Source organism: Amycolatopsis saalfeldensis (assembly GCF_900110575.1).
Lineage (GTDB): Bacteria > Actinomycetota > Actinomycetes > Mycobacteriales > Pseudonocardiaceae > Amycolatopsis > Amycolatopsis saalfeldensis.
The window spans coordinates 402,038-426,711 of record NZ_FOEF01000004.1; the positions used below are offsets into that span (position 1 = coordinate 402,038).

General features: G+C 70.3%; 23 protein-coding genes. 17 read left to right on the top strand and 6 right to left on the bottom strand.

The annotated features are described in order from the left end of the window. The first annotated feature begins 9 nt into the window (after window positions 1-9). Window positions 10-1,641: a CocE/NonD family hydrolase gene (locus BMY97_RS12655; protein WP_245787285.1), complete on the top strand. Its 1,632-nt coding sequence runs from the start codon at window positions 10-12 to the stop codon at window positions 1,639-1,641. Between the two features lie 150 nt (window positions 1,642-1,791). Further along, window positions 1,792-2,949: an alpha/beta hydrolase gene (locus BMY97_RS12660; protein WP_091616960.1), complete on the top strand. Its 1,158-nt coding sequence runs from the start codon at window positions 1,792-1,794 to the stop codon at window positions 2,947-2,949. Between the two features lie 43 nt (window positions 2,950-2,992). On the opposite strand, the gene BMY97_RS48360 is transcribed toward BMY97_RS12660, so the two are convergent. Then, a complete protein-coding gene (locus tag BMY97_RS48360) occupies window positions 2,993-3,334 on the bottom strand; it encodes an alpha/beta fold hydrolase (protein ID WP_342744028.1) in 342 nt (113 codons plus the stop codon). 702 nt (window positions 3,335-4,036) lie between these two features. On the opposite strand from BMY97_RS48360, the gene BMY97_RS12670 reads away from it, so the two are divergent. Genes BMY97_RS12670 through BMY97_RS12685 form a run of 4 tightly spaced genes read left to right on the top strand, consistent with a single transcriptional unit; the run spans window position 4,037 to window position 8,901 of the window. Next, window positions 4,037-5,458 (top strand): family 2B encapsulin nanocompartment shell protein, encoded by a 1,422-nt coding sequence (locus BMY97_RS12670; protein WP_177231303.1) that lies wholly within the window; start codon window positions 4,037-4,039, stop codon window positions 5,456-5,458. Continuing rightward, on the top strand, window positions 5,455-6,852 hold the full coding sequence (locus tag BMY97_RS12675) for a family 2B encapsulin nanocompartment shell protein (protein WP_091616961.1): 1,398 nt from the start codon (window positions 5,455-5,457) through the stop codon (window positions 6,850-6,852). Before BMY97_RS12670 ends, BMY97_RS12675 begins: the two co-directional genes overlap by 4 nt. Window positions 6,853-6,892: 40 nt before the next feature. Beyond that, window positions 6,893-7,753, top strand: coding sequence for a geranyl diphosphate 2-C-methyltransferase (locus BMY97_RS12680; protein WP_091616962.1), 861 nt, complete (start codon window positions 6,893-6,895; stop codon window positions 7,751-7,753). A 29-nt stretch (window positions 7,754-7,782) separates the two neighbouring features. Further along, window positions 7,783-8,901: a family 2 encapsulin nanocompartment cargo protein terpene cyclase gene (locus BMY97_RS12685; RefSeq protein WP_091616963.1), complete on the top strand. Its 1,119-nt coding sequence runs from the start codon at window positions 7,783-7,785 to the stop codon at window positions 8,899-8,901. Between the two features lie 13 nt (window positions 8,902-8,914). Here BMY97_RS12685 and BMY97_RS12690 read toward each other — a convergent pair whose 3' ends face one another. Continuing rightward, window positions 8,915-10,186, bottom strand: a complete 1,272-nt coding sequence (locus tag BMY97_RS12690) for an amidohydrolase family protein (RefSeq protein ID WP_177231304.1) — start codon at window positions 10,184-10,186, stop codon at window positions 8,915-8,917. Window positions 10,187-10,301: 115 nt separating this feature from the next. Between BMY97_RS12690 and BMY97_RS12695 the strand changes: the two genes are divergently transcribed. Further along, on the top strand, window positions 10,302-10,769 hold the full coding sequence (locus BMY97_RS12695) for a MarR family winged helix-turn-helix transcriptional regulator (protein WP_245787286.1): 468 nt from the start codon (window positions 10,302-10,304) through the stop codon (window positions 10,767-10,769). A 22-nt stretch (window positions 10,770-10,791) separates the two neighbouring features. On the opposite strand, the gene BMY97_RS12700 is transcribed toward BMY97_RS12695, so the two are convergent. Continuing rightward, window positions 10,792-11,571 (bottom strand): isocitrate lyase/PEP mutase family protein, encoded by a 780-nt coding sequence (locus BMY97_RS12700; protein ID WP_091616965.1) that lies wholly within the window; start codon window positions 11,569-11,571, stop codon window positions 10,792-10,794. Window positions 11,572-11,601: 30 nt separating this feature from the next. Next, window positions 11,602-12,072 carry a winged helix-turn-helix transcriptional regulator gene (locus tag BMY97_RS12705; RefSeq protein WP_091616966.1) on the bottom strand — a complete coding sequence of 157 codons (471 nt, stop codon included), beginning with the start codon at window positions 12,070-12,072 and terminating at the stop codon, window positions 11,602-11,604. A gap of 91 nt (window positions 12,073-12,163) precedes the next feature. On the opposite strand from BMY97_RS12705, the gene BMY97_RS12710 reads away from it, so the two are divergent. The 9 genes from BMY97_RS12710 (at window position 12,164) to BMY97_RS12750 (ending at window position 20,415) form a co-directional block, all read left to right on the top strand. Continuing rightward, window positions 12,164-12,757: a dihydrofolate reductase family protein gene (locus BMY97_RS12710; protein WP_091616967.1), complete on the top strand. Its 594-nt coding sequence runs from the start codon at window positions 12,164-12,166 to the stop codon at window positions 12,755-12,757. Window positions 12,758-12,792: 35 nt separating this feature from the next. Continuing rightward, entirely contained in the window at window positions 12,793-13,170 is a 378-nt protein-coding gene (locus BMY97_RS12715; RefSeq protein WP_091617112.1) for a PPOX class F420-dependent oxidoreductase, read from the top strand. A 171-nt stretch (window positions 13,171-13,341) separates the two neighbouring features. After that, on the top strand, window positions 13,342-13,953 hold the full coding sequence (locus BMY97_RS12720) for an ANTAR domain-containing response regulator (protein WP_091616968.1): 612 nt from the start codon (window positions 13,342-13,344) through the stop codon (window positions 13,951-13,953). Between the two features lie 456 nt (window positions 13,954-14,409). After that, a complete protein-coding gene (locus BMY97_RS12725; RefSeq protein WP_091617113.1) occupies window positions 14,410-15,588 on the top strand; it encodes a branched-chain amino acid ABC transporter substrate-binding protein in 1,179 nt (392 codons plus the stop codon). 94 nt (window positions 15,589-15,682) lie between these two features. Next, window positions 15,683-16,693 carry a branched-chain amino acid ABC transporter permease gene (locus BMY97_RS12730; protein WP_091617114.1) on the top strand — a complete coding sequence of 337 codons (1,011 nt, stop codon included), beginning with the start codon at window positions 15,683-15,685 and terminating at the stop codon, window positions 16,691-16,693. Next, entirely contained in the window at window positions 16,690-17,829 is a 1,140-nt protein-coding gene (locus tag BMY97_RS12735) for a branched-chain amino acid ABC transporter permease (RefSeq protein WP_091616969.1), read from the top strand. The genes BMY97_RS12730 and BMY97_RS12735 overlap by 4 nt, the downstream gene beginning before the upstream one ends. Then, entirely contained in the window at window positions 17,826-18,755 is a 930-nt protein-coding gene (locus BMY97_RS12740; RefSeq protein ID WP_091616970.1) for an ABC transporter ATP-binding protein, read from the top strand. Before BMY97_RS12735 ends, BMY97_RS12740 begins: the two co-directional genes overlap by 4 nt. Further along, window positions 18,742-19,455 carry an ABC transporter ATP-binding protein gene (locus tag BMY97_RS12745; protein WP_091616971.1) on the top strand — a complete coding sequence of 238 codons (714 nt, stop codon included), beginning with the start codon at window positions 18,742-18,744 and terminating at the stop codon, window positions 19,453-19,455. The genes BMY97_RS12740 and BMY97_RS12745 overlap by 14 nt, the downstream gene beginning before the upstream one ends. Before the next feature lie 156 nt (window positions 19,456-19,611). Next, entirely contained in the window at window positions 19,612-20,415 is an 804-nt protein-coding gene (locus tag BMY97_RS12750) for an alpha/beta hydrolase family protein (protein WP_091617115.1), read from the top strand. On the opposite strand, the gene BMY97_RS12755 is transcribed toward BMY97_RS12750, so the two are convergent. Beyond that, entirely contained in the window at window positions 20,384-21,355 is a 972-nt protein-coding gene (locus tag BMY97_RS12755) for a LysR family transcriptional regulator (protein ID WP_091616972.1), read from the bottom strand. The genes BMY97_RS12750 and BMY97_RS12755 overlap by 32 nt on opposite strands. 5 nt (window positions 21,356-21,360) lie before the next feature. Beyond that, window positions 21,361-21,801 carry a PaaI family thioesterase gene (locus BMY97_RS12760; protein WP_091616973.1) on the bottom strand — a complete coding sequence of 147 codons (441 nt, stop codon included), beginning with the start codon at window positions 21,799-21,801 and terminating at the stop codon, window positions 21,361-21,363. 62 nt (window positions 21,802-21,863) lie between these two features. On the opposite strand from BMY97_RS12760, the gene polA reads away from it, so the two are divergent. Continuing rightward, window positions 21,864-24,605, top strand: coding sequence for a DNA polymerase I (gene polA / locus BMY97_RS12765; protein WP_177231305.1), 2,742 nt, complete (start codon window positions 21,864-21,866; stop codon window positions 24,603-24,605). Window positions 24,606-24,674: the final 69 nt, after the last annotated feature.

The following is a 24,674-nucleotide window of genomic DNA, read 5'->3' on the forward strand; positions in this document are numbered from 1 at the left end:
GGAGAACACATGCCCCGGAACAGAACCGCCGGCTGGCCGGCCCGGATGGCAGACCGCCTCCAGAGCAAGACAGTGGGCCTGGAGCCCGCTCGTAACCGGTACACCGTCGAGCGCGGCCTCGAAGTGCCCACACGGGACGGCGCCGTCCTGGTGACCGACCACTACGCGCCGGTGGGCGACCCGCTGGGCACGGTGCTCGTCCGGTCGCCCTATGGCCGGGGCCTGCCGGAAAGCCTTTTCCACGGCCGGATGCTGGCCGGGCGCGGGTACCACGTCCTGGTGCAGAGCGTCCGGGGCACCGGCGGCTCCACCGGGCCGTTCCGGCCGATCGCCCAGGAGGCCGCGGACGCCCAGGACGCGGTCGCCTGGCTGCGAGCCCAGTCCTGGTTCGACGGGCGGCTGGCCACCCTGGGCGGCTCCTACCTCGGCTGGACGCAGTGGGCGCTGCTCCAGGACCCGCCGGCCGAGCTGCGCGCCTGCGTCGTCCTGGTGGGGCCGCACGACTTCGCCCGGGCGGTCCGCGGCGGCGGCGCGCTGGCGCTGGCCGACTTCCTGGGCTGGAGCGCCGCGGTCGAGGCCCAGGGGACCGGCGGGCTCCGCGGCCTGCGTGAGATGGCCGCCGCGCGCAGGCGGACGGCGGCCGCACTCAGCCGCCGCTGGTCGGCCGCCGAGGCCGCGGCGGCCGCGCTGAACGGGCGCGGCACGTGGTTTTCCGAGTGGCTGGCCCACGAAGACCTCCGAGATCCGTTCTGGGACGCCTACCGGGCCACGTCCGTGCTGGCCGAGGTCGCCGTCCCGACCCTGCTCATCGGCGGGTGGCGGGACGTGTTCCTGGAGCAGACCCTGGAGCAGTATTCCGCGCTCTCGGCGCACAATCCCGAGGTCGGCCTGACCGTGGGACCGTGGACCCACCTCGACACGGCGGTCAAGGCGGCGAAGGTGACCGACGCGGAGGCACTGGCCTGGTTCGACTGCCACCTCGGGAAAACGGGCGCGCGCCGGGGCTCGAAGGTCCGGGTTCACGTCACCGGCGCAGGGGAGTGGCGCAGCCTGCCGAGCTGGCCGCCGGAGACCGTCGACTGGACGCTGTACCCGAACGCGGACGGCTCGCTCCCCGAGACCCGCGCCGAGGACCCGAGCGAATCCCGCCTGGTCGAATTCCCTTACGACCCCGCCGATCCCACCCCCGCGGCAGGCGGGCACCACATGTCACCCGGCGCGGGCAGCGTCGACAACCGCGAGCTGGAAGCGCGGGCGGACGTGATCACCTTCACCTCGGCCCCGCTGCCGGCGGACGTGGAGGTGTTCGGCCCGGCGCGGCTGCACCTGGCCCTGCGCGGCCACCAGGCGGACAACGGCGTCTTCGTGCGGGTGTGCGATGTGGACACTCGCGGCCGGTCGTGGAACATCTCCGAGACCTTCCGCCGTGCCACCGCTGCCACCGACGGCGTGGCCGAGCTGGACCTCCTGACCAGCCCGTGTGCCCATCGTTTCCGGGCCGGGCACCGGATTCGCCTCCAGGTCTCCGGCGGGGCCTATCCCCGTTACGACCGCAACCCGCGCGCGGCCGGATACCGGGTCGACTGTGATCTCTCCGCACTGCACCTGCCGATCGCGGGCACCGCTGGTATGGTCAACTAATAGTTGAACGGTTAACGATCTGGCAGGGCCCTTCGTCCGGGTGAGATCTTCACCGGAACGGGCAGGCCGCGAGTCGGCTGCATCCGGTTGGCTCGGCCATCGTCGCCGGCCGTTTTCCGGTACCGCGAAACCCACGACCAGGAGTCCCTCATGCGATCAGCCAGGCTTTCCCTGGGCGCGCTCGCCGTGGTGGCGGCGCTCGCCGTCGCCGCGTGTTCGGGCGGCTCGACCGAAGCTTCCCCCGGCTCGTCAGTGCCCAGCTCGTCCACCTCGTCGTCCGCCTGCCCGAGCAGCCCGGCCCCGGCCGGCCCGCCCGGCGCGGGCCCGGCCGGGGCGCCCACCCCGCAGGTGAAGCTGGTGGTCCCGGTAGACACCAGCACCAGCACGGTGCTCAAGCCGGACCCGGCCCAGCAGATCCAGTGCGGGAAAGTCCAGGTGGACACCAAGGACAACGTGGCGTTCGCCGCGCCGAAGCTGGCCGACGGCAAGACCAAGCAGCTCCGGATGGACATCCAGGTGCCGCGAACCCCGGGCCCGAAGCCGCTGGTGGTCTACGTGCCCGGCGGCGGTTTCGTGCAGGCGGACAAGCAGGGCAACCTCCCACTGCGCACCTACGCCGCGGACGCCGGGTTCGTCGTCGCGAGCATCCAGTACCGGGTGCAGCCCGACGGCGCGACGTACACCGACAGCATCGCCGATGTGAAGTCGGCCATCCGGTACTTGCGGGCGCACGCGTCGGCCTACCAGATCGACCCGGGCAAGGTGGGCGTCTGGGGTGACTCGGCCGGCGGCTACCTGGTCGCGATGGTGGGGGTGACCAACGGCGACAAGCGGTACGACATCGGGGACAACCTAGACCAGAGCAGTGATGTGCAGGCCGTGGTCGACAAGTTCGGCGCCTCCGATCTGTCCAAACTGGAGTCGGACTACGACGCCGCTTCGCAGCAGGCGGCGGCCGGGCTGATGACCGTCGTGGGCAAGTACGTGAACGGGCCGGCCAGCACTCAGCCGGCGTCGGCCACCCCGGCGGCCATCGCCGCGGCCAACCCGATCACCCACGTCAAGCCGGCCGATCCGCCGTTCGTGATCTTCCACGGCAGCGCCGACACGCTGATCTCGCCCAGCCAGACCCTCATGCTGCAGAACGCGTTGAAGGCGGCCGGGGTGAAGAGCACCCGGTACGTCGTCGGGGGCGCCGGGCACGGCGACCTGTCCTTCACCGGTGACACCAAGAGCGCGCTGCAGTGGACGTCCGCGAACGTCGCCGCGCCGTTGCTCGACTTCCTGAACCAGAGCCTGAAGGGCTGAGCCGTGCGGTGCCCGCCTCACCGCGAGGCGGGCACCGTTCCGGTCAGAGCGCCGCCGCGGCCTGCTTGACGAGGCCGGCGACCAGACCCGGCTGCGACTCGTAGATCGCGTGGCTGCCGGGCACCTCGACGACGGTGGCCCCGGCCCGCTCGGCCATCGCGCGCGGGGCCGGCGGCGGGATCATCCGGTCGTCGGTCGCGACGAGGTACCAGGTGGGCCTGACCCGCCAGGCCGGCTCGCCCACGACCCCGGCCAGCGCCTCGACGGCCCACGGGACCTGCGCGTCGGCCAGGAAGGCCGCGCGGTCCGCGGGCAGCTCCCCGGCGAACGACTCGTGGAACTGCTCCCGGTCCAGGAAGAGGAAACCGTCCTGCGGGGGCAGGATCGGCGGGACCGGGGCGCGGGTCGGCGATCAGGGTGTTGACCGACTCGCCCTCGTCCGGGGCGAAGGGCGTGACGCAGACCGGCGCGGCGACGTTTTCGTGGGTTCCCGCCGCACTGCGGCGGCACCGCCGGTCGGGGGCGGCCGGGATCCGGCGGCTTGTTCAACGCTCCGGCCGGGGTCGCCGGCGTCTCTCCGCCTCCGGCCGCACCGCGGGGTACCGGCCGGCCGGAGTAGTCCGGTTGTCGCGACATCGAATTCGTTTTCACCAAGCGTGATCCACCGTCACCCGGCCGGGCATTTCCCTGGTTCCCGGTGAAACGACGGCGTTATTGGCGTGGCGTTTATCAAGGGAAATGTCCCCCGATTCACCGAGTCCGGTTTGTGCCGTATCCGGGACGTCGTTCGCCCGGTCGACGGAGCGCCGGGCCCACGCTCGGGAATCGCGTGGTTTTCCCGGTGACTCTTCCGTTCCGGCCGCTAGGCCGATCGGGCGGCCCGGCGCGCCCAGGGGTCTCGGCTGAGTGTTTTCCCCGCGTGGACCGGCATTCGAGTGACTCCGGCCGTGACTCGAACGTGGCCTTGTGCGGCTAATCCGGCTTGCTATGTTGGACCAGGCGGAGCTGCTGAACCGACCGATAATCGCCACTTTTTCCGCTGATCTCCGTATTTCTGTCCCCGGACTGACGATGGGTGGATCTCACTGTGACCGTGACCGAATCGGACGCCGCTGCCGGCAGCGCGCCGGACGCCGGGAATCCGCAGCTGAGCCTGGGCCGCGCCGCGGCGCGCAAACTGGCTACGACGACCAAGTCCGTTCCGCAGATGCAGGGGATTTCCTCCCGCTGGCTGCTGAAGGCGCTCGACTGGGTGCAGGTCAACGGCGGCGCCTACCGGGTGAACCGGCGGCTGAGCTACACCGTCGGCGACGGGCGGGTGACGTTCGAGAAGGTCGGCGACCAGGTCCGGGTCGTCCCGGCCGAGCTGGGGGAGCTGCCGCCGCTGCGGGGCTACGACGACGAGGAGGTGCTGCCGGAGCTGGCGCGCCGCTTCACCCAGCAGGAGGTCGCGCCGGGTGACGTGCTGGTCGAGTTCGGCCACCGGGCCGAGCAGGTTTTCCTGATCGCGCACGGGAAGATCGGCAAGACCGGCCCCGGCCAGTACGGCGACGAGACCACGCTCGGCTCGCTGAAGGACGGCGACTACTTCGGTGCTCAGGTGCTGTTGTCCGCCGACGGGATCTGGGAGTTCACCGCGAAGGCGCTCACCTCGGGCACCGTGCTGACGATGTCGCGCCAGGCGTTCGAGCAGGTGCTGGAGCAGTCCGACTCGCTGCGGGCGCAGATCGAGAGCGCGTCCGACACCGGCGGGGCGGCCAACGAGCACGGCGAGGCGGAGATCGACATCTCCTCCGGCCACGACGGGGAACCGTTGCTGCCGGGCACTTTCGTGGACTACGAGGCCTCGCCGCGGGAGTACGAGCTGAGCGTCGCGCAGACCGTGCTGCGGGTGCACACCCGGGTCGCGGACCTCTACAACCAGCCGATGGACCAGACCGAGCAGCAGCTGCGGCTGACCATCGAGGCGCTGCGCGAGCGCCAGGAGCACGAGCTGGTCAACAACACCGACTTCGGCCTGCTGCACAACTCCGACTTCGCCCAGCGCGTCCCGACCCGCACCGGCCCGCCGACCCCGGACGACTTCGACGAGCTGCTTTCCCTGGTGTGGAAGGACCCCGGCTTCTTCCTGGCCCACCCGCGCACGATCGCCGCGTTCAGCCGGGAGTGCAGCAAGGCGGGCATCTACCCGGCCGGCGTGGACATCGGCGGCCACAAGGTGCCGGCCTGGCGCGGGGTGCCGATCTACCCGTGCAACAAGATCCCGGTCAGCTCCACGCGCACCAGCTCGGTCCTGCTGATGCGCACCGGCGAGCAGAACCAGGGTGTGGTCGGGCTGCGCCAGATCGGGCTGCCCGACGAGTACGAGCCGGGCCTGAACGTCCGGTTCATGGGCGTGTCCGGGCAGGCCATCATCTCCTACCTGGTCAGCACCTACTACTCGGCCGCCGTGCTGGTGCCGGACGCGCTGGCCGTGCTCGAGGCCGCGGAGATCGGCCGCGAAGGATGACCGCCACCGAGCCGCTCACCCGGGCTGCCGAAGCCCGGCTGAGCCTGGGCACGGCCGCCGCGCGCACCCTGGCGACCACGACCAAGACCCGGCCGCAGATGCAGGGCATCAGCCCGCGCTGGCTGCTGCGGATGCTGCCCTGGGTGGAGGCCGCCGGTGGCGCCTACCGGGTCAACCGCCGGCTGACCTACACCGTCGGCGACGGGCGGGTGAGCTTCACCAACGTCGGCGCCGACGTGCGGGTCGTACCGCAGGAATTGGCGGAACTGGCTCTGCTGCGCGGTTTCGACGACGAGGACACGCTCACGGCGCTGGCCGGCCGGTTCGTGCAGCACGAGTACGCGGCCGGTGAGGTGATCGTGCGCCACGGCGGCCCGCTGGACGAGGTGGTGCTGGTCGCGCACGGCAAGGTGGCCAAGGTGGCGCCGGGCGAGTACGGCGACGAGATCACGCTCGCCACCTTGGCCGACGGGGACCACTTCGGCGACGAGCTGCTCAGCGGGATCAGCCGCAACTGGCCGTTCACGGTCAAGGCGGTGACCCCGGTGATCGTGCTGACCCTGCGCGCCGAAGCGTTCGCCGACCTCAACGGAAGGTCCGAGCGGCTGCGCGAGCACGTGCGGGAAATGCTGGCAGCGGGGGAAAAACCGCAGAACGCCAAGGGTGAGTCCGAGATCGAGATGTCCTCGGGCCACGACGGCGAGCCGCTCCTGCCCGGCACGTTCGCCGACTACGAGACCTCGCCGCGGGAGTACGAGCTGGCCGTCGCGCAGACCATCCTGCGCGTGCACACCCGCGTCACCGACCTCTACAACGAGCCCATGAACCAGCTCGACGAGCAGCTGCGGCTGACCACCGAAGCCCTGCGGGAGCGGCAGGAGCACGAGCTGGTCAACAACCGCGAGTTCGGCCTGCTGCACAACGCCGACCTCAAGTCCCGGTTCCAGACCCGCTCCGGCCCGCCGACCCCGGACGACCTGGACGAGCTGGTCAGCCGCCGTCGCAAGACGAAGTTCTTCCTCGCCCATCCGCGCGCGATCGCCGCGTTCGGGCGGGAGTGCACGCGGCGCGGGCTGTACCCGGAGGGCACCGTGGTCGAGGACAAGGCGGTGCCCGCGTGGCGCGGGGTGCCGATCCTGCCGTGCGACAAGATCCCGGTCTCCGAAGCCGGCACCACCTCCATCCTCGCGATGCGGACCGGGGTCGAGGACCACGGGGTGATCGGGCTGCACCAGACCGGCCTGCCCGACGAGGTCCAGCCCGGCCTCAACGTGCGGTTCGAGGGCATCAACGACCAGGCGGTGGCGTCCTACCTGGTCAGCGCCTACTACTCGGCCGCAGTGCTCGTCCCGGACGCGCTCGGCGTGCTGGAGAACGTCGAGATCGCCCGCTGAACTCGCTTTTGCTTGTCTGCCAACGAAAGGAAGCACACCCGTGACGATCGCCCGTCCCGCCCCCGCCGAGGTCCTGCGCACCGAATACCAGAAGTCCGTGGCGTCCTACTGGAACAAGGAGAAAGACCCGGTCAACCTGCGCCTGGGCGACGTCGACGGCCTCTATCACCACCACTACGGCATCGGCGAGGTCGACCAGTCGGTGCTGGAGGGGCCGGAGGAGACCCGGGACGAGCGGATGATCGCCGAGATGCACCGGCTGGAGACGGCGCAGGCCGAGGTGCTGCTCGACCACCTCGGCGACGTCTCGCCCGGCGACCGGCTGCTGGACGCGGGCTGCGGGCGGGGCGGCAGCAGCATCATGGCCAACCAGCGGTTCGGCTGCCAGGTCGACGGGGTGTCGATCTCGCAGAAGCAGGTCGACTTCGCCAACGGGCAGGCCGAAGCCCGCGGCGTCGAGGACCAGGTCCGCTACCACTTCCGCAATATGCTCGACACCGGCTTCGAAACCGGTTCGCGCCGCGCCATCTGGAACAACGAGAGCACCATGTACGTGGACCTGTTCGAGTTGTTCGCCGAGCACGCCCGGCAGCTGGAGTTCGGCGGCCGCTACGTCACCATCACCGGCTGCTACAACGACGTGACCGGCGGCCGGTCCAAGGCGGTCGCGCAGATCGACCAGCACTACACCTGCAACATCCACCCGCGCAGCGCGTACTTCAAGGCCATGACGGCGAACAACATGGTGCCCATCTCCGTCGTCGACCTGACCGCGCAGACCATCCCGTACTGGGAGCTGCGCGCGAAGTCCTCGGTGGCCACCGGGATCGAGGGCCCGTTCCTCACCGCCTACCGCGAGGGCAGCTTCCACTACCTGCTGATCGCGGCCGACCGCGTCTGACTCGCCCGAGGACCCCCTGGAGTGAAGCGATGACGGACCCGCACCGTGCCCTGTCCACCCTGCTGGCCGGCCCGACCGGGCTGGGCACGTCCGCGGCGCGCCTCGGCGCCCGGCTCACCGAGGTCCCGCTGCCGGACCCCGGGCCGGGCGCCGGGGATTCCGATCCGGCTTACACGTACCGGACTTGGGGCGACGGCAGTGCTTCGCCGTTGTACTGCCCGGTCACCGAGCGGATCAACGATCCCCTCGGCGAGGAGGTGGACCGGCGGCTGATCGCGTGGGCGGGGGAGGTCGGCTTCGACGAGCAGGAGGCGGAGCAACTCGGGAAGGCCGGGTTCGGGCGGCTGGTCATGCTCGCGCACCCGGACTGCGAGGACCCGGACCGGCTGCTGATCTCGGCGAAGCTCAACGCCGCGTGGTGGGCCGCCGACGACCTGTACGCCGACGACACCGCCCTCGGCGCCGTCCCGGAGAAGCTGCCGCCGCGCCTGGCACTGGCGATGGCGGCGATGGACCCGGTGCCGCCCGCGGGCGAGTTCAGCCGGGAACTCGACGAAACCCTGCGCGGCGACCGGGTTCTCGTCGCGCTGCGCTCGGGTGTCGACCACCTGCGGCAGTACGGCAGCCCGGCCCAGGTCCAGCGCGTGAACTACTCAACCTTCACGATGTTCGTGTCCTGGAACGCCTACGCCGCCTGGCAGCACAACGACGACCCCCCGCCCGCGTGGGAGTACCTCGCCGCCCGTCAGCACGACAGTTTTTACACGTCCATGACCCTGATCGACGTCCTCGGCGGCTACGAGCTGACCGCCAACCTGTTCTACGAACCGCGCGTCCGCCGCGCCGCCATCCAGGCCGGCACCGCGTCCGTGCTCGTCAACGACCTGCACTCGGTGGCGAAGGACCTGGCCGACGAGAACCCGCCCGCCAACATGGTCCTGCAGGTCGCCGCCGACCGGTCCTGCCCCATCGAAGAGGCCACCGAGATCACGGTCGACCTCCACAACCAGATCGTCCGCGACTTCCAGCGCACCCACCGGGCCCTGGAACCCGTTGCCTCAGCCGAACTCCAGCGTTTCCTGCACGGTCTGCGGGCATGGATGGGCGGCGGGTTCGAGTGGCATTCGACCAGCCCACGGTACCAGTAGCGCGGCGCTCGGGTCAGGCCGCGGGCTGACCCCAGCTCGCCCGCCCGGCCCGCAGGGTCCCGATGTGGTGGGCACGATCGGTCAGATGCGTGATGTCCGCGTACGGGTCGGCGTCGAGCAGCAGCGCGTCGGCGACGGCTCCGGCGGTGATCGTGCCCGGTGCGGTCGCCTGCGGGCCGATCTTTTCGGCCGAATGGCGGGTGCCTGCCGCCAATACCGCGGGCAGCGGCAGCCCGGCCTCGGCCAGCAGGTGCAGTTCCCGCAGCAGGGCGACGGGCGGCGACGGCAGCAGCATGGCCACGTCACTGCCCGCGGTGATCTTCACCCCGGCGTCGTGCATCAGGGCCAGCGTGCGCATCGCGTAGTCGAAGCGGATGTGGGAGTCCCGGGCGGAATGCCGGGGGAACTCGTGCCCGTAGAGCGGGCGGCTGGTGATCGCCGGCAGGTCTTCCGGCTTGGCGAAGCCGCCGTCGACCAGCTTCCGCAGATAACCGGCCTCACCGTTGTGCGCGAGCTGCTCCCAGGTGACCAGGGTGGGGCAGTAGTAGGTGCCCGTCCCCGCCAGCAGCGCTGCGACGTCGCGGGCTTCCGCGTCGCTGGTGGGGTCCTGCGGCTGGAAAGCGTGTTCGATGCCGTCCGCGCCGGCGGCCACCGCCTCCTCCAGATCGAGGCGTTCGTGGACGTGCACGAGCACCTTTTTGCCTTTCTCGTGCGCGGCCGCGACGATCGCTTTGAGGGCGTCGAGCGGCAGCTTGTCCGGCGCGCCGGGCTCGCCGTCGTAAATGCATTTGATGAAGTCGACCTGATCGGCCAGCTCCAGCGCCTGCCGGTGGGCGACGCCGGCATCGTCGACCTGGTGGGCGATGGGGGCCCGCGCCGGATCGTCCAGGACCGGCCAGCCGCGCACACCGGTGAACACCGGCCCGGCGAAGAACAACCCGGCCGCGGGATCGGTGGCCTTGCCGCGGTAGTCGCGGGCGGCGAGCTCGATGTCCAGCGGGCCGCCGAGGTCGACGACGGTGGTCACCCCGGCGCTCAGGAAGTCGGTGAGCAGCTGGGAGACGTACGCCGCGCGCTCGTGCTCGGGCTTGGCGGAGGCGAACCCACCCAGGTGGGTGTGGCTTTCCCACAGACCCGGCACCAGGTAGCCGCCCCGCGCGTCGAGCACCGGGCCGCCGGCCGGCCGCGGGCCGGTCGCCGGGCGGATGGCGCTGAACCGCCCGTCGGCCACCACTACTTCGGCATCGGCGAGCGGGCCGGCCGCCTCCCCGTCGATGACGGTCACATTGCGAATGATCACGAGTGTTCCCCTGCCCGGAAACCCACTACATAGGCTCCTATGTTTCGGACTGTATAGGTACCTATGTATCAGGTCAAGGGAGTCCTCTACACTTCGCGGCGTGCCGCACCCCAGGATCGACTCCGCGCCCGCCGCGCTGATCAACATCGCCTCGCGCGCGTTGACCCGGGTCAACGACCAGCGGCTGCGGCCGCTCGGGCTGACCTTCGCGCAGATGCCCGTGCTGGTGGCGCTGAGCAAGGCGGATGCGTTGTCCCAGAAGGAATTGGCGGTGCTGGCGCGGATCGAGCAGCCGTCCATGGCCCAGCTGCTCGCCCGGATGGACCGCGACGGCCTGATCCGGCGCGGCCCCGCCCGGCACGACCGGCGCGTCAGCCTGATCTCGCTGACCGAGGACGGGCGGGCCAAGCTCGCGCAGGTGAATTCGGCGCTCTTCGAAACCAACGACCAGGCGTTGAAAGGCTTCAGCGCCGGGGAAACCGATCTCCTGTTGGACCTGTTGAGAAGGCTCGTCGCCAATCTCGACGAGAATCCGCCCGCCAGTGAGACGGATGCGGCGGCGACGTGAGCACGGCACCGCCGCCGTCGGCTCAGTTCAGCTTGCGAGTGCCGGCCGGCAGCCCGCCGCCCGCGTAAACGTCTTCGGCGAGCTTGGCCAGCGCGGTGAGCGCCACGTTCTGGCTCCACGGCCCGTAGGAAACCCGGGAGACGCCGAGCTTCTGCGCGGTGTCCAGCGGGATCGAGCCGGGGATGCCGATCAGGTTGACCTTGCGCTCGCCCAGCGCTTCGACCAGCCGGCCGACCTGGGCGGCGTCGAGCTTGCCCGGCACGAAGAAGTTCGACGCGCCGGCGTCGAGGTACGCGCGTCCGCGGGTGATCGCCTCGGCCAGCACCTCTTCGGGGTCGCGGCCGGCGCCCTTGACGAACGCGTCGGTGCGGGCGTTGAGGACGAAGTCCACACCGGCGGACTGCGCGGCGGCGACCGCGGCCTCGACGGCCTTCACCGACTCGGCGAGCGGTTTCATCTGGTCTTCGAGGTTGCAGCCGACTGCGCCGGCGTCGATGGCGCGGGCGACGGTGCCGCCCGGGTCGCCGTAGCCGGCCTCCAGGTCGGCGGTGACCGGGAGGTCGCCCGCCGTCCGCACGATCAGCGCGACTTCGGCGATCATCTCGTCGCGGGGGATCTTCTCGCCGTCCGGGTAACCGCGCGAGGCGGCGATGCCGTGGCTCGGCGTGGCGAGCGCCTGCGTGCCGGGCGTCTCGGCGACGACCTTCGCGGTGATCGCGTCCCAGACGTTGACGACGAGCAGCAGCTCCGGCGCCGCGTGCAGTTCCTGCAGGCGCACGGCTTTCTCAGCGGTGGAAGTCATGCCCCCCAATCTAATCCGGCCGCGGGCCGGTCACCGGGCGCCGCCGGGACCGGGACCGGCGCCAGGACCGGGCAGCACGTCCACGTCGCCCTCGTGCATCGGTTCGCCGCAGTGCGCGCAGCGCAGCTCGACGCTGCTGATCTCGCCGCAGGCGTGGTGGCGGTAGAGCACCGGCGGGCCGGCCTCGCCCGCGAGCCACCGGTCGCCCCAGCCGACCATGACCATCAGCAGGTCGACGAGTTCGGCGCCCTTCCCGGTCAGCACGTACTCGTAGCGCGGCCGCTGGTCGTACGGCTGCCGCTCCAGCACCCCGTGTTCGACGAGGTGGTTCAGCCGCTCGGTCAGCACCTTCCGGGAGATGCCGAGGTCCGCCTGGATCTGCTCGAACCGGTTCGCCCCGACGAAAACGTCCCGCAGGATCAGCGGCGACCAGGGTTCCCCGATGACGTCGAGGGTCCGGGCGATCGAGCACGCCATCTCACCGAAGTTCGTCCGCTGCATGAAGCCAGTCTACGCGCTGGGGTTCCCTAAGGGAACTTCGAATGCTACGGTACTTGAGTCTCCTGAAGGAACTCCGGAAAGGACCACGGCGATGAGCAAGGTCTTCAGCGCCCACGCGGTGTCGGTCGACGGGTACATCACCGGCCGGGACCCCCGCGCCGGGCACGGGCTCGGCGACGGCACCGCGCTCTTCGACTGGTACTCCGACGGCGACACCGCCAGCCGGGTGTTCGACGGGTTCAAGCTGAGCGGGCCCAGCGCCCGGGTTTTCGACGCCATCGCCGAACGGGTGGGCGCGACCGTGGCCGGGCGCGCCACCTACGACGACTCCGACGGGTTCGGTGGCGGCGGCCCCCACCCGAGCGCCCCGCTGTTCGTCCTCAGCCACCGGCCGGTGCCGGGGCTGGGCGAGCGGCAGACCCTGGTCACCACCGGCATCGAGGACGCGGTCGCGGCGGCGCGCGAGGCCGCCGGCGACCGGGACGTCGCCCTGATGGGCGGCGGGGTCGTGACCGAGGCGCTGAACGCGGGACTCGTCGACGAGCTGGTGCTGCACCAGGTGCCGATCCTGCTCGGCGCCGGGCGGCCGTTCTTCCGGGAGCTGCCCGCGCACGTCCGGCTGCGCCTGGTCGAAGCGGTGCCCGCCGCGGGCGTCACCCACCTGCACTATCAGGTCCAGCGCTAGAAACCCGGTAGCAATCATTGAAGGAGCTGACCACCATGCTCGATCCCGACGTCCGCCGCGTGCTCGACGGCACGCCCATCGCCCACCTCGCCAGCGTGCTGCCCGACGGCGGCCCCCACTCCGTCCCGGTCTGGATCGGCACCCACGGCGACCACGTCGTCGTCCTCACCGGCCCGGGCTCGCGCAAGGCCCGCAACCTCCGGCGGGACCCGCGCGTCGCGATTTCCCTGACCCCGGCCGACAACCCGTTCCAGCCGGTCGTCCTCCGCGGCCGGGTCGTCGAGTGGCTCGACGGCGACGCCGCCTGGGAGATCGTCGACCGGATCGCGGTGAAGTACATCGGCGCTCCTTACTCACGCGAGGAAGCGCGGGTGGTCGCCCTCATCGAGCCCGACCGGCAGAGCGCGGGCTGAGCAGCCCGGCGCGACTGTGCCGTTTGGACGCGGGTCCTGTTCGGAAGCGGCGGTGTCACGCCCGCCACTTCGTGGTGAACGCCATCCTCGCTTCTGGATCGTTCCCGGTAGGCTTCGGGTTCGCGGTTCACCGCGTGTCCATCGTCCCGCCGAGCCTTCAGGAGGACCCCGGTGACCGAACCGGCTACCGAGGCCAGCGATGCCGTCACCGTGCCGCAGCGTCGGGTGCTCGTTGCCGAGGACGAGGCGCTGATCCGGCTCGACCTGGTCGAAATGCTGCGCGAAGAGGGCTACGAGGTCGTCGGCGAAGCCGGTGACGGGGAGCAGGCCATCGCGCTGGCCACCGACCTCAAGCCCGACCTCGTCATCCTCGACGTCAAGATGCCCAAGCTCGACGGCATCGAGGCCGCTTCCAAGATCACCGGCGACCGGATCGCGCCCGTGGTCATCCTCACCGCGTTCAGCCAGCGCGACCTGGTCGAGCGGGCCCGCGACGCGGGCACCATGGCCTACCTGGTCAAGCCGTTCGCGAAGCGCGACCTGGTGCCGGCCATCGAGCTGGCCGTCAGCCGCTTTTCCGAGCTGCAGGCGCTCGAAGCCGAGGTCGCCGGCCTGACCGACCGGCTCGAGACCCGCAAGGTGATCGACCGGGCGAAGGGCCTGCTGATGAGCCGCCAGGGCCTCACCGAGCCGGACGCCTTCCGCTGGATCCAGCGGACCGCCATGGACCGCCGCACCACGATGAAGGCGGTGGCGGAAGCCGTGGTGGAAAGCATCGGCTGAGTCCTTCGCACCAGCCAAGCCGGAACGGGCGCGACCAGGGGGTCGCGCCCGTTTTGGCATACCCAGGGTCGCGCCGGGCTGCCGGAAAGGGCCGAAAGGGCAGGTTTGCTACCGTGTCGGCCGGGAGTTCGTGCGTTCGGCCGATCAGGGGGAGCGAGGCGGCTTAGGCTGCCTACACAGACCAGGCCGTGGGTCAATGGTCCGGTAGTGGTGTTACCGCGCACTCAGGGTTATCACCCGATTGTCACAATGGGACGATCGGGTGTAAATCATCCGTTAATACTCGTGACGACCGTCACGATGTGGATACAAGACTCTGCGTGACTCTGTGCAACGCCCCGCCGGGCGGCTACTTTCAGCGGCCAGTCAGGTCCCACGAGGGACAGGCCGTTCGTTCGGGCGGCTGGTTGGCATTTGGAGGAACGAGTGCAGAAAGCACGACTCACGAAGGTCATCGTGCTCGCCGCCGCCGGGGTCATCTCCCTCAGCGCGTGCGCGGCGCGTGACAACAGCGGCTCGGGTGGTGACGCCAGCTCGGCGCCGCAGGCCGCGGCCCCGTCGGCCGCCGCCAACGCCGCCGACCCCGCCGGCGACGGCAAGGCGCAGTGCGCCCCGACCTCCATCGCGTACGCGGGCACCATCAACGGTGCGAACGCCGCGCTGGGCCAGAACATCCTCAACGGCGCCAAGCTCGCCGTCGACCAGCACAACAAGGCGAACGCCGGCTGCCAGGTCAAGCTGGAGCAGTTCGACACCGAGGGCACGCCCGACAAGGCGCCCGGCATCGTGACCCAGATCGTCAACACCGCGGGCATCATCGGTGTCGTGGGCCTGCCGTTCTCCGGCGAGTCCAAGGCCGCGGGCAACATCTTCAACAGCGCCGGCCTGGTCACCGTGACCCCGTCGGCCACCAACCCCTCGCTGAGCGAGAACGGCTGGAAGACCTTCTTCCGAGGCCTGGGCAACGACAACACCCAGGGCCCCGCCGCCGCCAAGTTCATGACCGGTGAGCTGGGCGCCAAGAAGGTCTGCGTCATCCAGGACGACTCGGACTACGGCACCGGCCTCGCCACCTCGACCATCAAGGCGCTCGGCAGCGCGGTGTCCTGCCAGGACAAGGTCAAGACCAAGCAGACCGACTTCTCGGCCGTGGTCAACAAGATCAAGGGCGACAAGCCCGACGCGGTGTTCTACTCCGGGTACTACCAGGAGGCGGCCCCGTTCGCGCAGCAGCTCAACGACGCCGGCGTCACCGCGAAGTTCGTGGGCCCGGACGGCGTGAAGGACGACGAGTTCGTCAAGGGCGCCGGTGACGCCGCCAAGAACGCGTACTTCACCTGCCCCTGCGTCCCGGCGGACCAGTTCACCAAGTTCAGCGACGCGTACAAGGCCGAGACCGGTAAGGACCCGGGCACCTACTCGCCCGAGGCCTACGACCTCGCGACGATCCTGCTGAAGGGCATCGACTCCGGCAAGAAGGACCGCGCGGGCCTGCTCGACTTCGTCAAGAACTACGACGGCCAGGGCATCACCAAGCACTTCAAGTGGAACGACCACGGCGAGCTGTCGTCGACCACCGTGTGGACCTACAAGGTGGAGAACGGGAAGATCGTCCGGAACACCGAAATCAAGTAGCGCAACGCTTCCGTTCCAGTTACCGGGGTGTGCGCTCGGCGGCTAGATCCCGCCGGGCGCCCACCCCGGACCCACATGGAGAACTAGTGTGTCGATGACTCATGAGCTGAGCTCGCTCGTCCTGGCACAGGGCGGCGGCTGGATCACCTTCGACGTGAAGTCGTTCCTGGACCAGTTCTGGGACAACACGTTCGACGGGCTCGCCTACGGCAGCATCTACGCGCTCGTGGCGCTGGGCTACACCCTCGTCTACGGCGTCCTGAAGCTGATCAACTTCGCCCACTCCGAGGTGTTCATCTACGGCGCCTACGCGACGTGGTTCACCTTCTACGGCCTCGGTTTCCGGCCCGGCAGCACCCCCGATCTGCCCGTCTTCGAGCTGATCGGGTTCCTGCTGCTGGCGCTGATCGCGTCGATGGCGGTCTCCGGCGGCACCGCGGTGGTGCTGGAACGGGTCGCCTACCGTCCACTGAGGAAACGCGGGGCGCCGAAGCTGGTCTTCCTGATCACCGCGATCGGCGCGTCCTTCGTGTTGCAGCAGCTCATCTTCATCTGGCGCGGCGGCAACGCCGAGCAGGGCATCCGGCTGATGCGCAACGACCCGGTGTTCACCGTCTTCGGCGGCAGCGTCACCAGCGTCACGATCATCACGGTGGTCGCCGCGGTGGTGCTGATGCTGGCCGTGAACTACTTCGTCAACAAGACCAAGTTCGGCCGCGGCATCCGCGCGGTGGCGCAGGACCCCGACACGGCGATGCTGATGGGCGTGAACAAGGAACGGGTCATCACCACGACGTTCCTGATCGGCGGCCTGCTGGCGGGCGCGGCGGCGCTGTTCTACATGATGAAGATCCCGCAGGGCGCGGCGTACCAGGGCGGCTTCCTGCTCGGCATCAAGGCGTTCACCGCCGCGGTGCTCGGCGGCATCGGCAACCTGCGCGGCGCGCTGCTCGGCGGCCTGCTGCTCGGCGTCGTGGAGAACTACGGCCAATCCCTGTTCGGCGGCGGCTGGCGCGACGTCGTCGCGTTCGCGCTGCTGGTCCTGGTGCTGATGATCCGGCCCACCGGCATCCTCGGCGAGTCGCTCGGAAAGGCCCGGGTATGACAACGACCCTTCCCGCTCCGGCGCCGGCCAAGAGCCGCCGCCCGGTCCGCGAATGGTGGAACAACCTCAGCCGGCTGCAGCAGTGCGCCATCCTGATCCCGCTGGTGGTGCTGATCTACCTGCTGCCGATCCTGAACCCGCCGATCCTGACCACGCAGCCCGGCTACAACTTCCCGATCGCGATGTTCGAGGTGGCCCGCTACGCGCTGGTCGCCATCGGGCTCAACATCGTGGTGGGCCAGGCGGGCCTGCTGGACCTCGGCTACGTCGGGTTCTTCGCGATCGGCGCGTACGTGATGGCGCTGTTCACGAGCCCCGACTCGTCGCTGTCGAAGCTGCCGTTCCTGGTCGTGCTCCCCATCGCGATGGTGATCACGATGATCTTCGGCGTGATCCTCGGGACTCCGACGCTCCGATTACGCGGGGACTACCTCGCGATCGTCACGCTCGGGTTCGGGGAGATCGTCCGGCTGCTCGCCGACAACATCGAACCGTTGCGCGGCAACAGCGGGTTCTCCGGCGTCGGGCACCCGCCCGGCGCCAAGGCCGACGGCACGCCGCTGTTCAACAACTCCGACGGCGTCCCGTGGTACTGGCTGTGCGTCACGATCATCATCATCATCCTGTTCGTGGTCGGGAACCTGGAGCGCAGCCGCGTCGGCCGCGCCTGGGTCGCGATCCGGGACGACGAGGACGCGGCCGAGATCATGGGCGTGCCGACGTTCAAGTTCAAGATCTGGGCGTTCGTCAGCGGGGCGGCGGTCGGCGGCCTCTCCGGCGCGTTGTACGCGGGGCAATTGGGCTTCGTGAACAACCAGAAGTTCGACGTCGTCACGTCCATGCTGTTCCTGGCCGCGGTGATCCTCGGCGGCGCGGGCAACAAGGTCGGGGTGCTGCTGGGCGCGGTGGTGGTGGCCTACGTGCCGCTGCGGTTCCAGGCGATCGCGGAGTACAAGTACCTGATCTTCGGCCTGGCGCTGATCGTCCTGATGATCTTTCGCCCCCAGGGCCTGCTGGGCGCGCGGCAGCGGCTGCTCACCTACGGCAGGCTGGCGTACCGGCGGCTGCTCGGCAAGGGTGAGCAGATCAGCAGCGACGGCTCGCTGGCCACGGACAACCCGGGAGAGAAGGCATGACCGTCCCTGGCAACGGCACCGGCCCGGAGGTCCCGGCCGAGGGCGGCCTGGTGGCCGAGGTCGCCCAGATGAGCGCCGACCAGCTCGCCGAGCACGAGGCCGAGGTCGCCGAGGTCGTCGCACCGGACCGTGAGATCGACGTCGCGATGGGGAACACCCTGTTGCGCGTCGACGACGTGACGGTGCGCTTCGGCGGGCTCGTCGCGCTGGACGCGGTGTCGTTCGACATCCGGCGCGGGGAGATCCTCGGCCTGATCGGGCCGAACGGGGCGGGCAAGACCACCTGCTTCAACGCGATGACCGGCGTCTACCGGCCCAGCTCGGGCCAGGTGCTGCTGGAGGACAAGCCGCTGGGCAAGGCCTCACGGCACGGCATCACGCAGCTCGGCATCGCGCGGACGTTCCAGAACATCCGGCTCTTCAGCGAGATGACGGCGCTGGAGAACGTGGTCGTCGGCACCGACGCGCGGCACCGCACCAGCCTGCTCGGCGCGCTCGTGCGGTCCCCGCGGCACCACCGCGAGGAGAAGTCCGCGATCGAGAAGGCGATGGCGCTGCTGGAGTTCGTCGGCATCGCCGACCGCGCCGCCGACCGGGCGAAGAACCTGCCCTACGGCTACCAGCGGCGCCTGGAGATCGCGCGGGCGCTGGCCACCGAGCCGAAGCTGCTGTGCCTCGACGAGCCGGCCGCCGGGTTCAACCCGGCGGAGAAGGAAGAGCTCATGGGGCTGATCCGGACGATCCGCGACGACGGCTACACCGTCCTGCTGATCGAACACGACATGAAGCTCGTGATGGGCGTGACGGACCGGATCGTGGTGCTGGAGTTCGGCAAGAAGATCGCGGAAGGGGTGCCTGCCGAGATCCGGGAGAACCCCGCCGTGATCGCCGCCTACCTGGGGGTTCCCGACGATGACGTTGCTTGAGCTGTCCGATGTGTCCGTCCACTATGGCCGGATCCAGGCCGTGTCCGGGCTGTCCATCACGGTCGACGAGGGCGAGATCGTCACGCTGATCGGCGCCAACGGGGCCGGGAAGTCCACCACGATGCGGGCGATCTCCGGCATCCGGCCGCTTTCCGGCGGCTCGATCCACTTCGCCGGAGAGGACATCTCCCGGCTGCGCGGTGACCTGCGCGTGGTCCGGGGGATCTCGCAGTCGCCCGAGGGCCGGGGGATCTTCCCCGGCATGACGGTGCTCGAGAACCTCGACATGGGCGCGTACGCGCGCAAGGACCGGAAGAACCTGCAGCCGGACTTCGACCGCGTCTTCGAGCTGTTCCCGCGGCTCGCGGAGCGCAAGACCCAGGTCGGCGGCACGATGTCCGGCGGCGAGCAGCAGATGCTCGCCATCGGCCGCGCCCTGATGGCCAAGCCGCGGCTGCTGCTGCTGGACGAGCCGTCGATGGGGCTCGCGCCGCAGTTCATCCAGCAGATCTTCCGGATCATCACGGAGATCAACAAGCAGGGCACCACCGTGCTCCTGGTGGAGCAGAACGCGCAGCAGGCGCTTTCGCGGGCCCACCGGGCGTACGTGCTGGAGACCGGGCGGATCACGAAGTCCGGCACCGGCCAGGAACTGCTGGCCGACAACAGCATCAAGGAGGCCTACCTCGGCGTCGGCTGAGGACGGTCTGTTCCGGGGAAGCCCCTTCGCGCACGCGAGGGGGCTTTCTCTGCGTCTCGATCACAACCGCCGGTTGTGCTCGGCCGCGAAACGGCTGTTGGACGCACCCCCTGGCCAGGCGGTTTGCTGGAGGCACAAACCACCTGGGAGGACAAGATGGACACGACGGAGCAGATCCAAGGCGTGGCGGCGGGAGTGCCGTTCGTGGCGTTGCCGCCGGCCGGCGGGGCGGCGACGGGCGCCCTGGTCGTCGGCTGGCACCTGATGGAGCCGCCGGCCAGCGAGCAGGCGATGGCCGCCGCGGTGCCGATGACGGGCGTCGACGCGTGGCGGGTGTACCTCGGCCTGCCGCTCACCGGCGCGCGGCTGCCGGACGGCGGGTACGACGAGTTCTTCCGGCTCGCGAGCGAAGACGCGGTGCTGAACGTCAACGGTCCGGTCACCGACCAGGCCGCCGCCGAATTCCCCGCCGCGGTGGCGGAGCTGCGCCGCCGTCTGTCCATCGTGGACGGTCCGCTCGGCGTGTTCGGCGGCTCGGCGGGCTCGGCGGTGGCGCTGGAGGTGCTGGCGCGCGGCGAACTCGACATCGCGGCCGGCGCGGTGGTGAGCCCGGTGGCGCAGCTGGCCCCGGTGATCGGGCGCAACGAACGGTCGTACGGCGTCACTTACCCCTGGAGCGAGGCCTCGCACGCCGTCGCGGCCCGGCTGGACTTCGTGCGCCGGGCGGGCGAGCTGACCCAGCCGCTGCTGCTGGTCGTCGGCGGGGAGGACGACATCGCGTTCCGTGAGCCGTCGGCCGCGCTCAAGGCGGAGCTGGGCGAACGCGCGGAGCTGGTGGTCGTCGACGGCATGGGGCACCAGTTCGCCGAGGCGCCCGGGATCGAGGCCGCGCCGCAGAACGCCGACGCCCGGCGCGTCGACGAGGCCTTCACGGCGTGGTTCGCGCGGCACCTCCGGTGAACGCGGCGAGGTCGGCTGCGGGGAGCCAGTCGCGCGCCGGATCGTAGGCGCACCATCGTTCCTCGCGGCTGGTCCGCCCGGCCAGCGCCAGCAGCCGCCGCAGGGCCGGCGCCGGACGGCCTCGCCGCCAGACCAGCGACCAGGGGAACAGCGGCGACGGCTCGAACGGCAGCACCCGCAGGTTGAGGTCGGGCGCCAGCTCCATGTCCGCCCCGGCCAGCGTCACCCGCGGCTTGCCGTACCGCGTCTGCTCCAGCGTGTGCCGCAGGTCGTAGCTGACGCCGGAGTCGTCCACCGGCACGCCGAACGCGGCACACAGCTCCCGCAGGTAGGACAGCCATTCGGCCGGGCCGCCGAGCTGCGGCAGCCAGATGCCCTCCTCGCGCAGGTCCGCCAGCCGCAGTCCGGCGGCCCCGGCCAGCGCGTGCTCCGGCGGGAGCAGTGCCACCAGCGGCTCCAGCCGGATGACGCGGTGCTCCAGCTCGGCGGGCAGCTCGCGGCCGAAGCCGGTCACGCGGCCGATCGCGACGTCCAGCTCGCCCCGCGCCAGCGGGTCCACGGCGTGCGCGAAACCGTGCCCGGTGCGGCGTTCCACGCGCAGCCCGGGATCGCGCTCGGCGATCCGGCGCAGCAGGAACATGGGGGACAGGCGGTTGTCCACGAGGTCGAGGCGCAGCGGCCGCTCGCCCATCGCGGCGACGGCCGCGTCGGCCGCCCGCACCAGCTCACGGGCGTGCGGCAGGAAGCGCTCGCCGTCCGCGGTCAGCTCCACGGCCCGGTTGGTGCGCGCGAACAGCCGCACCGACAGGGCGTCTTCGAGCTTGCGGATCCGCTTCGACAGTGCTTGCTGGGTCAGGAACAGCGCCTCGGCGGCCCGGCTGAAGTGGCGCTGCTCGGCCGTCACCACGAAGGCGCGGACCTGACCGAGGTCGAGGTCCACCGGGCTCAGGCGCCCGGCGGCTTGTCCCGCACGACGCAGGTCAGCCGGGCGGTGCAGGTGCGCCGGCCCTCGTCGTCGGTCAGCACGATCTCGACGGTGATGGTGCCGCGGCCGACGTGCAGCGGGGTGGCGACCCCGGTGACGGTGCCCGAGCGGACGGCCCGGTGGTGCGTGCAGGACAGCTCCAGGCCCATCGCGGCGCGGTCCGGGCCCGCGTTCAGCGCCGCGACGGTCGAGCCGATCGACTCCGCCAGCGTCGCGTTCGCGCCGCCGTGCAGCAGGCCGTACGGCTGCAGGTTGCCCTCGACCGGGATCGTGCCGACCACCCGCTGCGGGGTGACTTCGAGCAGCTTCAACCCGATCTTGTCGTTCAGCTGCTGGCCGGCGGCCGCGGGGTCGATGCCCGCATAGCTGTCCAGCCTGATGTCACCGGCCTGCTCGGTCACGCGCTGCTCCTCAACCTATGCGACCCGTAAGAGTGTCGGACCCTCACCTTAGACTCGCTCCCGTGAGCCCGAGTGAGAACCGAACCACAGCCAAGACCACCGGCGACACCAGCACGGCCGAGCGGCCCCGGCTGCTGCTCATCGACGGTCATTCCATGGCCTACCGTGCCTTCTTCGCCCTGCCCGCGGAGAATTTCAAGACCAAGACCGGGCAGGTCACCAACGCGGTGTTCGGGTTCACCTCGATGCTCATCAACCTGCTGCGCGACGAGGCGCCGAGCCACCTCGCGGTGGCGTTCGACCTCTCGCGCAAGACCTTCCGGTCGGCGGCGTTCGCCGACTACAAGGCCAACCGCAGCACCACGCCGGACGAGTTCCGCGGCCAGGTGGACCTGGTCAAGGAGGTGCTCGAGGTGCTGGGCATCCCGTCGCTGACGAAGGAGAACTTCGAGGCCGACGACATCATCGCCACGCTCACCACGCAGGCCGGCGCCGAGGACTTCGACGTGCTCATCTGCACCGGCGACCGCGACGCGCTGCAGCTGGTGAACGAGCACGTCACCGTGCTGTACCCGAAGCGCGGCGTGTCGGACCTGGTCCGCTTCACCCCCGCGGCGGTGGAGGAGAAGTACGGCCTCACACCGCGGCAGTACCCGGACTTCGCGGCGCTGCGCGGCGACCCGTCGGACAACCTGCCGGGCATCCCCGGGGTGGGGGAGAAGACGGCGGCCAAGTGGATCCGGCAGTTCGGCTCGCTCGACGAGCTGATCGACCGGATCGACGAGGTCAAGGGCAAGGTCGGCGACTCGCTGCGCGAGCACCTGTCGTCGGTCACGCTGAACCGGCAGCTCACCGAGCTGGTCCGCGACGTGGAGCTGGACAAGGCGCCCGAGTCGCTGGAGCTGCGGCCGTGGGACCGGGACGCGGTGCACCGCCTGTTCGACGAGCTGGAGTTCCGCGTGCTGCGCGACCGGCTCTTCGCCACGCTGAGCAGTGCCGAGCCCGAGGCTGAAGAGGGCTTCGAGGTCTCCGGCTCCGCGCTCGCCCCCGGCGGGCTGGCCGAGTGGCTCACCGCGCACGCCGGCGCCGGTGAGCCGGTGGCCCTGTCCTTCCGCACCACCGGCACCTCGGTCCGCTCGGACCTGCGGGCGATCGCCTTCGCGGCGCCGGACGGCGAGGGCGCGTACGTCGACGTCACGACCATGGACGAAGCCGACGACCGGGCACTCGCCGCCTGGCTCGCCGAATCGGGCGTCCACAAGATCGGCCACGACCTGAAGGTGCCGCTGCACGCCGTGCGCGCCCGCGGCTGGACGCTCGCCGGGCTGGTGCTGGACACCGCGCTCGCGGCGTACCTGGTGCGGCCGGGCCAGCGCACCTTCGAGCTGGACGACCTGGCGTTGCGCTACCTGCACCGTGAGCTGCGGTCCGAGTCGGGCGAGGGCGACGGCCAGCTGTCGCTGCTCGACGGCGGCGCGGAAGAGCTGGAGCAGAAGGAGATCCAGGAGGAACTGGTCAAGGCCCGCGCGGTCTTCGAGCTGGCCGGCGCGCTCGGCAAGGAGCTCGACGAGCTGGGCGGGTCGAAGCTGCTGGCCGAGCTGGAGCTGCCGCTGCTCGAGGTGATCACCGAGCTGGAGGCCGCGGGCATCGCCGTCGACGTCGAGCAGCTCACCGAGCTGGAGGCGCACTACCTCAGCCGGGTCACCCAGGCCGCCGACGAGGCGTACAAGGTGATCGGCAAGCAGATCAACCTCGGCTCGCCCAAGCAGCTGCAGGTGGTGCTGTTCGACGAGCTGGGCATGCCGAAGACCAAGCGCACCAAGACCGGTTACACCACCGACGCCGAGGCGTTGCAGAGCCTGTTCGAGAAGACCGAGCACCCGTTCCTGCAGCACATGCTGGAGCACCGCGACGCCACCCGGCTGCGCACCACCGTCGAGGGCCTGATCAAGTCGGTCGCCGACGACGGGCGCATCCACACCACGCTGCAGCAGACCATCGCGGCCACCGGGCGGCTGTCCTCGGTGGAGCCGAACCTGCAGAACATCCCGGTCCGCACCGAGGAAGGCCGCCGCATCCGCGACGCGTTCGTGGTCGGCGAGGGCTACGCGGAGCTGATGACCGCGGACTACAGCCAGATCGAAATGCGGATCATGGCCCACCTTTCCAAGGACGAGGGCCTGATCGAGGCGTTCAACAGCGGCGAGGACCTGCACACGTTCGTCGCGTCGCGGGCGTTCTCGGTGCCGGCCGAGGAGATCACGGCGGAGCAGCGCTACCGGGTGAAGGCGATGTCGTACGGCCTCGCGTACGGGCTGTCGGCGTATGGACTCTCGCAGCAGCTGCGGATTTCCACCGAGGACGCCAAATCGCAGATGGAGGCGTACTTCGCCCGGTTCGGCGGCGTCCGCGACTACCTCCAGTCGGTTGTCGGCGAAGCGGCCAAGAGTGGTTACACCGAAACGATCTTCGGCCGCCGCCGTTACCTGCCGGACCTCAACAGCGACAACCGCCAGCGCCGCGAGATGGCCGAGCGGATGGCCCTGAACGCCCCGATCCAGGGCAGCGCCGCCGACATCATCAAGGTCGCGATGCTGAACGTCCACGGCGCGCTGGCGAAGGCGGACCTGCGCAGCCGCGTCCTGCTCCAGGTCCACGACGAACTGGTCCTGGAAATCGCCGAAGGCGAGCGCGAAGAGGTCGAGAAGCTGGTCCGCGAGGGCATGGGCTCGGCGTACGCGCTGGCTGTCCCGCTGGAGGTTTCGGTCGGCTACGGCCGTTCCTGGAACGAAGCCGCCCACTGATCGGACGCTCGCGCGTTCACATCCAGTCACCGCCGGAATCACCGTTCCGTGTCGCCGCCGAACCCGGCT